We start from the raw sequence: 12,408 nt of genomic DNA, 5'->3' as shown, positions 1-12,408 counted from the left end.
CCTGGGGGGCGGGGGGGGGGGGGGGGGGGGGGGGCTTCTAATTGTTGGGGGGCGGGCCGGGGGCCCCCCCCCCAGCTCTGCGAGGACGCCGTCATCGTGACGGAGGGTCACGCAGCGATCGTGGACGGCGCCACAGACATAACCGGCCAGGGGTACGGCATGACGGCCGTCAGCGGCGGCCGCTGGGCGATGGCGGCCTGCGTCTCGGCCATCACCACCCTCCCCGAGGACGCCGACGTGGAGTCGGCCACTCTCCGTCTGACCTCGACGCTCGCCGAGCGGATCGACCCCGAGCTGCCGGCGCACCTGCATCCGAGCGCGTCGGTGACCATCTACTCGCGGCGGCGCCGGCAGGTGTGGCAGATCGGGGATGTGGGCTTCTCGTACGCCGGAATGCCGGCTGGGGTGGGGCGGCCGCGTAAGCCGCTCGACCAGATCGCCGCCGAATTCCGGGCGGCGGTGATCGCGGCCGAGAGCGCCATCGGAGGGCTGGATCCCGCCGTCAGCGATCCGGGCCGGGCTGCGGCCCGGGCGCTGATCTCCCGCCAGGGCGCCCTGCGCAACACCATCGGCCCCTACGGCTTCGCGGCGATCGACGGCCGACCGGTGCCGCCCTCGCTCATCGTCGTGCACGACGTTCCTGGGCACGTGGAGGAGCTGGTGCTGGCCAGCGACGGTTATCCGGTGATCCTGCCGACGCTGGCGGAGACCGAGGCGCGGCTGGCCGAGCTGCTGGCCGAGGACCCGCACTGCGTCGGCCCGCTGCGCGAGACCAAGGGGGTCATGGCCGGCCAGACCAGCTTCGACGACCGCTCCTACCTGCGCCTCCGCCTCTCCTGACGCGACATCCTCCCGACCGTAGATCAACTTGTCCGCGCCAGGCCCCGAGCTGCGGAGGTTGTCGGCGCGCACGATCGGCGGCAGAACAATGCAATAAATCTTTGGACTTTCTTGGGTGCTTCCGCCCGGACCAATATGTGGCGCACTTGTGCTTGAAGACCCTATTTTAAATCTGGGTCGGGCCAGCTCGCGTTCACCGAAAGCTACCTATGGCCGTCACGCCCCGCGATGGCGGGCGTCCGGATCCCGAACGCTCGCCCAGTATTGTTGGCTTCAACTTCGCGTCGCGGGTAACCCCGGGCGATCGGTTGAGGAACTCAGCAGCCACCGTTGCAGGCCAGGACACGAAGCCGGTCGAGGGCACCGTGCCATTGGTTGGAGTCCCCGGCGAAGGGGCCGCGGCTCGAGTACTGCCAGAAGGACCATGTCGGTGCCCCAGCCGGCAGAGCGCCGGGAGCGCTCGCGTACCGGGCCAGCCACAGCGGCGACTTCGCCCAGAAGCCCGGGTAGTTGCCAGTGCACCTCTGCCACCAGTCCGTCGTGGTGTAGATGACCGCCCATCGGCCGGTACGGGCGTGGTAGCGGTTCAGGAACGCGGCGATCCAGTTGCGCATATCGGTAGCGTTCAGCCCGTAGCAGGTGTTCGAGCCGGCGTATGGGTTGTACTCGATGTCGAGCGCACCGGGCAGCGTCTTGCCGTCGGCTGACCAGCCGCCGCCGCGCCCAACGAAGAAGTCGGCCTGCGCAGAGCCGCTCGATCGGTTCGGAAGAGCGAAGTGGTACGCCCCGCGGATCATGCCGACGTTGTACGAGCCGTTGTACTGCTGCGCAAAGTAGGGATTTACGTAGGAGCCGCCCTCGGTGGCCTTGACGTAAGCGAACCTGGAGCCGGCGTTCCACTGCGCTCGCCAGTTCACATTGCCTTGGTGGCTGGCGACATCCTGGCCGTAGGTGACCGTGGCGGCGCGGGCCGGTGCCGCCACGGTCAGGCTCACCGCGATGCATAGGGCGGCGAGGACGCTGGCGAGTCGAGATCGGGGCGTCACGGAATCAACCTCCACACTGGGTGTGCACTCATTGCAGCCGCAACTATGGATTAGCGAAAAGCAAAAACGCGACAGTCCGCGAGTGACCCCCGATCAGGGTCGATCAGCGTGCCAATGTGACGCTCGAATTTCGGTCATCCTTATGCAGGTTCTATCGACGATCATCCAGCGGGGCATCCGCGCATCGGCTAACTAGCGCCATACTCAGCGATGTCCGGCTTTATGCGTAGCCTCAGCCGTTACAGACTGTGGCGGCGGTCGGGCACCGTAGGGGGACGCGACGGCACTGTCGGAGCGGTCGATGGCGGCGACAGCCATCGTTGAAGTCCGGTGACGACTGTCGCTGAGCCCAGGAGCCGCCAAGCAAGTCGCGTGGATGTACTGGTGACGAGTCGAGTGCGGCTGAAGGTCACCACCTCACAGTTCCGCAATCCTGTCCCGTCACACGCTCGGCCGCGGGCGGCCGACGGCATCAGGTATCGAAAATCTGAGGTCATTCGTACGGGTGAACGGCGACGTTTGGTTGACACCACGCGAGACGCCTATCCTCTTTAACATGCTGGACGCTGGCGACGAGCGGCCGTTCTGGGAGAGCCTTCCGGTCTGGATCCTGGGACTGTTGTACGCGGTGTTGACCGCCATCGGTCTCGGTCGGCTGCCGGTAGCCCTGCGGATTCGGTGCGCGATCACCAAATCCCGGCTGACGTCACGAAATCGCCAGAAGCGCGCGACCCCAAGGCGGCTTGCGGCACAAGTGCTGGCAGCGTGGGTGGCGGTCTTGCGCCGCGAGCCCGGCTACCGGTCTCTGTTTGTCAGCGTCGATGCTCCGGCTCGGTCCGCGCGACAGGTACGCGGACCTGGCCTGCACTCCGTTGGGCCTCTCGTCGGAGTGCGCTGATTCTTGTCCTGCACTCCGACGCCTGAGATGCGCCGGGGTGCGATGACTCGACCCTGCACTCCGGCGCAAAGAGCGGTTCGGCGGAGTGTCAGGACTCTCCTGCACTCCGGATCAATCTCCGTCGCTGAGTGCAGGGGTGCATGCGCGCCCCCTGAAGACCTTGGAAAGCGCCATGCTCATCCTGAACTTGATCTTTATCCTGTTCCAGACCGACCCGGGCGTGTCGGACGCCCCCCAGATCCCGTCCGCAGCCGGCTACCAGACCTCGTTGGTGTGGGTCGGCGCTGGCATCGTCGGCGTTCTTCTGCTCATCGTGCTGTTGCTCTTGTGGCCTGCGGTGCATGGCAACGGGACGCAGGCCAAGAGAGCGAACAACATCATCCAGCAGGTCCTCGATCTGTTCAAAGAGGCGATCAAGGCCTGGAGTAACCGAGGTGGCGGTCCGGGCGGCGGCTCGGCTGGCCAGCGAAGCGACAGCGCTGGCGGCGACGAAAACGGCGGAGGTCTGTGATGGGCCGGAAGCGGGTCTGCCCGATCGAGGTGGTGGAGCGAGTGGCGTTGCTGCGCCACCAAGGCCTGTCGTATCGGCAAATCGGCGTCACCATGCAGCGGGCCGGGATCCCTACCCCGCGCCGTCGCCCCATCTGGTATGCGGAGACATCGAGAAAGCTGCTTGGAACGAAGGCGGGAAAGGCTGCAACGGGGCGCATCAAGGCAGCTGACCGCCCACGCCCGGCTGCGCAGGACTAGGTGGGGCCGAGCGGCCCACCCGCCAAGGTCCCGGATCGCGGACCACAAGACGATCACAGGGAGGCGCTGGACGTCGAGCTGATCGGCTGAGAACCCGTGACCGCAAGGAGACGGGTCGAAGCCCACGACTCGTAGGCGGACATCAAGGAACACGCGGCGTCCGGGGTATCAGTTCGCACTGCGACCCTGGACGTTGCCACGTCCTCGCTGGCGCTGCGCTGGGCGAACCAGGCCACCGAGAACCGGTCAGGATGTTGTTCGCCGGCCGAGCCACAGCCGCAGTTCTGCTCTGTCATCGACGTGCAGCAGGCCCTTGTCCGCTGCGGACGCCAGGCCGTCACGCAGTGCCGTCTCACCGAGAAGTAACCGTTGCGCCAGTGATGTCATCGTGGTGCGGACAGGCAGCTCAGGCGTCCACCTCAGCACCGATTCGACGTCACGGGCCACGTTGATGGGCTCAAGCTCGGTCGCTTCGCGACGACGGGCGAGCCGGACGGGAGGTTCCACCATGGCGACCGGCCAGAAAGAGATCAGCCAGCGATACCCGCGCTGACCTTCGATATCGGCTCGCCACCGGGCCACCCGTGTTCTGAACCATTCGGCGTCACCCAGGTTGAAGTGGGCTGCGCCGTACCCGCTCGTCAGGGTGGCCAACGTCAACCCGCCTGAGCTGGAACGGAACGGCGTCTCCAGCACGTCGTCGAAGGCTGTCCGGTCCTCCGGAGAAGGACCGTCATGCAGCTCAAGGCGTATCGCGTGAGGGGCTAGATCGTCCGCCTGGGCGGCTAGCCAGCCGGCACCTGATCCCGCGAACGTACCCGTGGGGGTGTCTCCACGATCACGGTGATGCGGCACCACCGGGTCCTCGGCGGCATCCCACGCCACGCAGTTGTCGACCAGCAGAAGCAGCCCGTACTCCGGCCGGTACTCCTTGGTCTCAAATACACGTACGGCGCTCACGAAGTCACGCTACGCCACGACAACCTCAAGGCACGGCGGTAGCCCGAGCTACGCAGCCCGCTCGCCGCGTGACCGCTCTCGGTGGGCGGCGCACACTTGGAGAGGTCCAAGGAGATCCCACCGGTTACCGGCGATGTCGAGAAAAACTGCGACCCGCCCGTACGGTTCAGTGCGCGGCTCCCGGACGAACGTGACGCCCGCCATGGTCATCCTCTGATATGCGGCGTCGAAGTCATCGACGCGGAGAAAGAACCCGACTCGACCGGCTGCCTGGTCACCAACCGCTGCGGTTTGGCGCTTTCCGTCTGCGCGAGCAAGGAGGATGCCTGTCTGTGCGCCGGGAGGGCGAACGATCACCCAGCGCTTGGGGCGCCCGTCATTGGTGAGCGCCGGAGAGTCCTCGACAAGATCGAACCCAAGGATGCCGGTGAAGAAGTCGATGGCCGGGTCGTACTCATCGACGATCACGGCAACCAGGTCGATCTGCATCCCGGCAGCGTACGCATGGGGAGCACCGTCCTCGTCGCCGCGCGATCTCGGCGGCAAATCCGTACACGTGATCTTGCGATGGCTGGCAGGTCTGGTCATGCGGTGCCGGATGATCCCGGCCGAAGTGTCGGAGGCTTGTGCCAAAGTGACCGTCCATGGAGATCGATGGCGCTGTCGCGGTGGTTACCGGTGCGGCGGTGGGGATCGGGCAGGCGATCGCGTGCCGGCTTGCCGAACTCGGGGCGCGGCTCGTCCTTGCCGACATCAGCAGCTGCGCTCAGACGCTGAGCATGATTGGCTCCGCCGGCGGTGAGGCAATCTTGGTGAACGCCGACCTGCGTAGCGACGGCGAGGTCGGGCGGCTCGTGGACGCGCAGTCCAGCGGTTCGGTGGTCTGCAGATCCTGGTGAACAACGCCGGCGGCGGACAGCCCACGGCCCGCTATCCCGATGCGCAGGTGGCGCAATGGTCTGCAGTCCTGGACCTCAACCTGCGCACCCCGATGCTCGCTACGCAGTTGGCTCTGCCCGCACTCCGGGCACATGGTGGCGTCGTGGTCAACGTCGCGTCGACCGCCGGCCTGGATCACCAGCCGTACGAATGGCCGGAGTACGGCGTGGCGAAGGCGGGGCTCATCCGTTTCACCACCGCGATGGCTGGACTTGCATCCGACAACGTGCGCATCACCTGCGTCGTACCCGATTGGGTAGGCACCGCCCGGGCGGAGGCTGAGCTGGCAGCGCTGACCGCCGACGAACGCGCGGCCAAAGCGGCGCCCATACCGCTGCCGGTGCTTACCGACGCAGTCATCGACCTCATCCGCAACGACGAACTCTCAGGTCACGTCGTCGTGCTTCGCCCCGGCCAACCGCCGCAACACCTAGCGCCATGATCCACGGCTGGCCGGCGGAGTCTGCGCTACCCCACCGAACGCCGCGCACAGTCGGATATTTGTCGTCTCCGCGAACCGCGGCCAGACAAAAGACCAGGCGCACTCTTATCGACCGTTCGGCATGTCGGGCAGCCCGGAGACCGATCACCAAGCGTCACCGGCGCAGGACGGGTGTGATGTCGGCGGACGATGTCTTCGACGACCTTGTGCGCTAATGCGGCTCGCGGGTCAGCACGGTCGCGGCGACCGCTGTCAGGAGTTGCTGGGCCACGGCCTGTACCGGCGCGGTGGCGTCGACGGTGACGGCTCCGCGGCGGCGCCATTGCGCCAGGAAGGAGGTGTGGCTTTCGAGGGCCTTCTGCAGGGCCGCGCCGGAGTCGCCGAAGTGGTTGTCGCCGCGACGTTGACCCACGCGATGGACCACCGTTGTCTGATCGATGTCCAGCAGGGCGCACACGTCGAACCGGGCGCTGAGGTCCGGGGCGTTGTCGGCGTGTCCGACCAGCCACAGGGTTTGTACGCCCCGATCGCGGGCGGTGCTGATGAGGGCATCGAGGCGGTCCGGATCCCAGTGGCGTGACGTGCCGGCCGTCCAGGCCGTGTCGTCGTCGAGACTGACCGCGTCATGCCCGTGGAGCGCCAAGTACCGCGCAAGGGTGGATTTGCCGGAACTGCGTACGCCGGTCACGAAGACGACGAACATCATGTTCCTCCTGCTGATGCGAGGGTCGGGCGGCCGCTCGGCGACATCGTAGTGATGAGCGCGACTGTGGTTTCGCTGACGTCTCCGCAACCTGATTGGCGGCCCGACGTCCAGGGTGAGAGCATCTTCTGATGCTCTTGCGCCCAGATGCCACGGCACAACTCACCGAGCTTCTGCGGTCTCGGATCCTCGTCCTCGACGGCGCGATGGGCACGATGATCCAGCGGCATGCTTTCGCTGAACAGGACTTTCGGGGCGAGCGGTTCGCCGAGTGGCCGAGCGACCTGCGGGGTAACAACGACCTGCTGTCGCTGACCCACCCCGAGGCGATCCGGGAGATCCACCGCGATTACCTGCGGGCCGGAGCGGATCTGATCGAGACCAATACCTTCAACGCCCAGCGGATCTCGCTCGCCGACTACGGCATGCAGGACATCGCGTACGAGCTCAACCTCGAGGCGGCCCGGCTGGCCCGGGCTGAGTGCGACGCGGCGACCGCGGCCGACCCGGCCCGGCCGCGGTTCGTGGTGGGTGCGTTGGGCCCGACGAACCGGACCGCGTCGATCTCGCCGGATGTCAACGACCCGGGCGCGCGCAACGTCACGTACACCGAGCTGGTCGAGGCGTACCTGGAGCAGGCCAACGGCCTGGTCGACGGCGGCGCCGACATCCTCATGGTCGAGACGATTTTCGACACGCTGAACGCCAAGGCGGCGATCTTCGCGCTGGAGACGCTCTTCGAGCAGCGTGAGCGCCGTTGGCCGGTGATGATCTCGGGCACCATCACCGATGCTTCCGGCCGTACCCTGTCCGGTCAGGTCACCGAGGCGTTCTGGAATTCGGTACGGCACGCGCGGCCTCTGCTGATCGGGCTCAACTGCGCCCTCGGCGCGCAGGAGATGCGGCCCTACCTGGCCGAGGTGTCGCGCCTGGCCGACTGCTTCGTTTCCTGCTATCCGAACGCGGGTCTGCCCAACCAGTTCGGCGAGTACGACGAGATGCCGGGGCAGACCGCCGGGATCGTGCGGGAGTTCGCGGACAGCGGCCTGCTCAACGTGCTCGGCGGCTGCTGCGGCACCACCCCGGACCACATCGCGGCGATGGCCGCAGCCGTCGAGGGCCTCGCCCCGCGGGTGCCGGCCAGCTCCGAACCGGCCTGCCGGCTGTCCGGCCTGGAGCCGCTCAACATCACTGCCGATTCGCTGTTCGTCAACGTCGGCGAGCGGACCAACATCACCGGCTCGGCGAAGTTCCGCAATCTGATCCGCGACGGCGACTACCCGGCCGCGCTGTCGGTCGCCCGTCAGCAGGTCGAGAACGGCGCCCAGGTCATCGACATCAACATGGACGAGGGCATGATCGACGGCCTCGCCGCGATGGACCGCTTCGTCAAGCTGATCGCGAGCGAGCCCGACATCAGCCGCGTCCCGTTGATGATCGACTCTTCGAAGTTCGAGGTCATCGAGGCCGGCCTGCGCTGTGTGCAGGGCAAGCCGATCGTGAACTCGATCTCGCTGAAGGAGGGCGAGGACAAGTTCCGGGCCCAGGCCCGGCTGTGCCGCAAGTACGGCGCCGCCGTCGTCGTGATGGCCTTCGACGAAGACGGCCAGGCCGACAATCTCGAGCGCCGCCAGCAGATCTGCGAGCGGGCCTACCGGATCCTCGTCGACGAGATCGGCTTCCCGGCCGAAGACATCATCTTCGACCCGAACATCTTCGCGGTCGCGACCGGCATCGAGGAGCACGCCAACTACGGCGTCGATTTCATCGAAGGCACGCGCTGGATCAAGCAGAACCTGCCCGGCGCCCTGGTGTCCGGCGGCGTGTCCAACGTCTCCTTCTCGTTCCGCGGCAACAACGCCGTCCGGGAGGCCATCCACGCCGTCTTCCTCTACCACGCCATCGGCGCCGGCATGGACATGGGCATCGTGAACGCCGGCGCTCTGACCGTCTACGACCAGGTCGATCCGGTACTGCGCGAGGGCATCGAGGACGTGATCCTCAACCGCCGTCGCGACGCCGGTGAACGACTGCTGGAGATCGCTACCGAGTTCGCCGGTGACGGCCGCAAGGCCGAGGCGGTCAACGACGCCTGGCGTTCACTGCCCGTCGGAGAACGCATCACCCACGCATTGGTCAAAGGCATCGACGATCACGTGGAGGCCGACACCGAGGAACTCCGGGCGCTCATCGAGGGCCGCGGCGGCCAGCCCATCGAAGTCATCGAGGGCCCCTTGATGGCCGGGATGAACGTCGTCGGTGACCTGTTCGGCGCCGGGAAGATGTTCCTGCCCCAGGTGGTCAAGTCGGCGCGGGTGATGAAGAAGGCGGTCGCCTACCTGATCCCGTTCATCGAGGCGACCAAGAAGCCAGGAGACGCCCGGCGAAGCAACGGTGTCGTCATCATGGCAACCGTCAAGGGCGACGTGCACGACATCGGCAAGAACATCGTGGGCGTCGTGCTGCAGTGCAACAACTACGAGGTCATCGACCTCGGCGTCATGGTTCCCGCCGAGAAGATCCTCGCCGCGGCTGAGGAGCACAGTGCCGACGTCATCGGGCTGTCCGGGCTGATCACCCCCTCGCTGGAGGAGATGGTCGGCTTCGCGGCCGAGATGGAGCGCCGCGGACTGCAGATTCCCCTGCTCCTCGGCGGCGCCACGACCTCGCGGGCGCACACCGCGGTCAAGGTCGACCAGAAATACCACGGGCCGGTCATCTGGGTGAAGGACGCCTCGCGTTCGGTTCCGGTCGTCGCCGCGCTGCTGTCCGACGAGCAGCGTCCCGCTCTGCTTGCCGAGGTCGCCACCGACTACCAGTCCCTGCGCGAACGCTACGCCGCCCGCAACGACACGAAGGTGATGCTGCCGATCTCGGCAGCTCGGGACAACCACACCCCGATCGACTGGACCGGCTACCGCCCGCCGCGGCCCCGGCTGATCGCCGCGCAGTCGCCGCGGGTCCATCAGGACGGCCGGCCGGCACCGGCGGCACACCAGTTCGTCAAGACGTTCCCCGACTACCCGCTCAGCGAACTGCGCGAGTACATCGACTGGCAGCCGTTCTTCAACGCGTGGGAGATGAAGGGCCGGTTCCCCGACATCCTCAACAATCCGGCCACGGGGGAAGCCGCCCGCCGACTGTACGACGACGCGCAGACGATGCTCGACCGGCTCATCGCCGAGAAGTGGATCACCGCGGCCGGTGTCATCGGGTTGTTCCCCGCCAACGCGGTCGGCGACGACATCGAGCTGTACACCGGCGAGGACCGCACCGCGGTGCTCAGCACCTTGCATCAGCTGCGGCAACAGACCGAACACCGGGCCGGAGTGCCACACCGATCCCTCGCCGACTTCGTCGCGCCCCGCGACACCGGCCTACCCGACTATGTCGGCGCGTTCGCGGTGACCGCCGGTCTCGGCATCGGCGACAAGATCGCCGAATTCAAGGCCGCGATGGACGACTACAGCGCCATCCTGCTGGAGTCGCTGGCCGACCGTTTGGCCGAGGCCTTCGCCGAGCGGCTGCACGAACGCGTCCGCACCGAATTCTGGGCGTACCAGCCCGACGAGAACCTCGACAAGGAAGCGCTGATCAAGGAGAAGTACATCGGCATCCGACCTGCTCCCGGCTACCCGGCCTGCCCCGAGCACACGGAGAAGCAGACGATCTGGCAACTGCTCGACGTCCGGGCCAACACGGGTATCGAGCTGACCGAGAGCATGGCCATGTGGCCGGGCGCTGCTGTCAGCGGCCTGTACTTCTCCCACCCGCAGTCGCAGTACTTCGTGCTCGGCCAGATCGGCCGCGACCAGACCGAGGACTATGCCGGCCGCAAGGGCTGGACCGTCGCCGAAGCGGAGAAATGGCTGGCGCCCAACCTCGGCTACCGCTCGGACAACGAATGACCAGCCGCAGCAACCCGATGGCCTGCTCCTGAGCGTCGATGCGGGGCACGGTGGCAAATCTCCGGAGAATCCCCAGAAGTAGATCTCGTTCGGTTTCCCCGCAGTGTCGTGCAGTACCGCACACCTACCACCCATTGCACGTCGAGGATCGAGTGCGTACCGCACTCTTGAACGGTTTCGTCAGCCCACAGCTCGTCCTCGGTCTGCGCCCAGCGCGGCCTGCAAATCAGATTGGTACGGGACGCAGTAGTCCCAATGCGACGCGCCCACAGCTACCCCCTGTTGATCCAGGTGGCAGGCTAGACACACCGATCGGCCGTCGACACGTGCGTGGGCGCGGTGACGCGGGGAGATCAAAATACGGCTGCTGCTCCGGCAACGCCGAGCTACGGTGCTCCGATGCAGGCGGACGCGGCCCACCGGGCAACCCAGGCAGCCCTGTCAACCGCCTCCTCACTCGGCCTGACCGCCCACAACGCCGTCGTGCTGCACGACTCGAACAAGCTCACCCTGCGCCTCCAGCCCTGCGACGTGCTGGCCCGAGTCGCACCGGCAGCACACCAGTCCGCCCAGTTCGAGCTCGACATCGCTCAGCGACTGTTCGAGTTCGGCAGCCCGGTGGCCGCGCTGGAAACGCCCGAGGTCTTCACCCGGGACGACTTCGTGGTCACCCTGTGGACTTACTACGAACCGGTGACCACTCAAGCGATCCCACCCGCGGACTACGCCGAAGCGCTGGAACGTCTGCATGCCGGGATGCGCCGGGTCGACCTACCCACCCCACATTTCACGGACCGGATCTCCGAAGCTCAGACGCTCGTGGCCGACCCAGAAAGAACGCCGAAGCTCACCGACGCGGACCGCGCCTTTCTCGCCGGCACGCTGGATCGCCTGCGCCGGGCGGTCAGCGACAGCGGCCGGCCCGAACAGCTGCTGCACGGCGAACCGCACCCGGGCAACCTGCTCCCGACCGCGATCGGCCCGCTCTTCATCGACTTCGAGACGTGCTGCCGGGGACCGGTCGAATTCGACCTGGCCCACGCACCCGACGAGGTCGCAGACTTCTACCCGGGCGTCGATCACGACCTGCTCCGTGACTGCCGGGCCGTCATGCTGGCGATGATCACTGCTTGGCGCTGGGATCGCGACGACCAGTTCCCCGACGGCCACCGGCTCGGCGTCGAGTGGCTGAGCGACCTCCGGCAGGCGACGGCTCGGTAGGTCACGCGTCCGCGTAGCACTCCACGATCGACACATCCAGCGGGAACCGCACCTCGATGCCCCCGAACAACAGCTTTCCGGCCTTGGCCGCGCTCACCCGCACCGCCTCAGCGACCTGCTCCGTCTCCTCGACCGGGCAGTGCACCCCGACCTCGTCGTGCACGAACAGCACCAGCTCCGCCCGCATCCCCTCCAACGCCGTCCGCAGCGTCGCCAGCAGCACCAGCGCCCATTCCGCCGCCGTTGCCTGGATCACGAAGTTGCGGGTGAAGCGGCCTCGGGCCCGGCCCGACGCCCCGCCCTGCGGCTCCGCCGATCCTGACTCCTCCGGCGGCTCCAGCCCCGCCTCGCGCCAGGCTGTGGATGCCGGCGGGCAGGTGCGGCCCAGCCAGGAGCGGACCAGGCCGCCCGCCTCCCCCGTGCGGGCTGCGGCCTCCACATAGTCGAAGGCCGTGGGGTAGCTCTGCCTCAGCACCGCCAGGGCCGGGATCGCCGCGCCGCCGGTCTGGCCGTACATCGCGCCCAGCAGGGCCACCTTGGCCTTGGCCCGGTCGCCGTTGAACGAGTCGGTGGCCAGCGCCGCGTAGAGGTCTCCGGCGGCGCCGGCGCGGGCCAGCCGGGAGTCGCCGGACACCGCCGCCAGCACGCGCGGCTCCAGCTGGCCCGCGTCGGCCACCACGAAGCGCCAGCCGGGGTCGGCG

At 67.3% G+C, this 12,408-nt stretch carries 9 protein-coding genes and 1 pseudogene; 5 read left to right on the top strand and 5 right to left on the bottom strand.

Translation table 11 applies throughout. From position 1 onward, the window contains the following. Window positions 1-159: 159 nt before the first annotated feature. The gene (locus AB0C29_RS09070; protein WP_360817396.1) at window positions 160-840 is read left to right on the top strand and encodes a hypothetical protein; all 681 of its coding nucleotides are present in this window, start codon (window positions 160-162) and stop codon (window positions 838-840) included. A 317-nt stretch (window positions 841-1,157) separates the two neighbouring features. Here the strand turns inward: AB0C29_RS09070 and AB0C29_RS09065 are convergent, their stop codons facing one another. Beyond that, window positions 1,158-1,886, bottom strand: coding sequence for a lysozyme (locus AB0C29_RS09065; protein WP_360817393.1), 729 nt, complete (start codon window positions 1,884-1,886; stop codon window positions 1,158-1,160). A gap of 1,070 nt (window positions 1,887-2,956) precedes the next feature. On the opposite strand from AB0C29_RS09065, the gene AB0C29_RS09060 reads away from it, so the two are divergent. After that, window positions 2,957-3,295: a hypothetical protein gene (locus AB0C29_RS09060; RefSeq protein ID WP_360817390.1), complete on the top strand. Its 339-nt coding sequence runs from the start codon at window positions 2,957-2,959 to the stop codon at window positions 3,293-3,295. Window positions 3,296-3,780: 485 nt separating this feature from the next. On the opposite strand, the gene AB0C29_RS09055 is transcribed toward AB0C29_RS09060, so the two are convergent. Beyond that, a complete protein-coding gene (locus AB0C29_RS09055; RefSeq protein WP_360817387.1) occupies window positions 3,781-4,494 on the bottom strand; it encodes a hypothetical protein in 714 nt (237 codons plus the stop codon). A gap of 48 nt (window positions 4,495-4,542) precedes the next feature. Continuing rightward, on the bottom strand, window positions 4,543-4,983 hold the full coding sequence (locus tag AB0C29_RS09050; protein ID WP_360817384.1) for a VOC family protein: 441 nt from the start codon (window positions 4,981-4,983) through the stop codon (window positions 4,543-4,545). 155 nt (window positions 4,984-5,138) lie between these two features. On the opposite strand from AB0C29_RS09050, the pseudogene AB0C29_RS09045 reads away from it, so the two are divergent. Continuing rightward, a pseudogene (locus AB0C29_RS09045) lies at window positions 5,139-5,875 on the top strand (SDR family oxidoreductase). 211 nt (window positions 5,876-6,086) lie between these two features. On the opposite strand, the gene AB0C29_RS09040 reads toward AB0C29_RS09045, so the two are convergent. Next, window positions 6,087-6,581 (bottom strand): hypothetical protein, encoded by a 495-nt coding sequence (locus AB0C29_RS09040; protein WP_360817381.1) that lies wholly within the window; start codon window positions 6,579-6,581, stop codon window positions 6,087-6,089. 128 nt (window positions 6,582-6,709) lie between these two features. Between AB0C29_RS09040 and metH the strand changes: the two genes are divergently transcribed. Both metH and AB0C29_RS09030 read left to right on the top strand, forming a co-directional pair. Then, window positions 6,710-10,486, top strand: a complete 3,777-nt coding sequence (metH, locus tag AB0C29_RS09035; protein ID WP_360817378.1) for a methionine synthase — start codon at window positions 6,710-6,712, stop codon at window positions 10,484-10,486. A gap of 399 nt (window positions 10,487-10,885) precedes the next feature. Next, window positions 10,886-11,707: an aminoglycoside phosphotransferase family protein gene (locus tag AB0C29_RS09030; protein ID WP_360817375.1), complete on the top strand. Its 822-nt coding sequence runs from the start codon at window positions 10,886-10,888 to the stop codon at window positions 11,705-11,707. 1 nt (window position 11,708) lies between these two features. Here the strand turns inward: AB0C29_RS09030 and AB0C29_RS09025 are convergent. Beyond that, window positions 11,709-12,408: DNA polymerase (locus tag AB0C29_RS09025; RefSeq protein WP_360817372.1), on the bottom strand; the 700-nt coding region annotated here is incomplete at its 5' end.

This window comes from Actinoplanes sp. NPDC048791, from assembly GCF_040650095.1.
Taxonomy (GTDB): domain Bacteria; phylum Actinomycetota; class Actinomycetes; order Mycobacteriales; family Micromonosporaceae; genus Actinoplanes.
The sequence above is the reverse complement of the archived record's forward strand: the minus strand, read 5'-3'. Positions and strand labels throughout refer to the sequence as shown.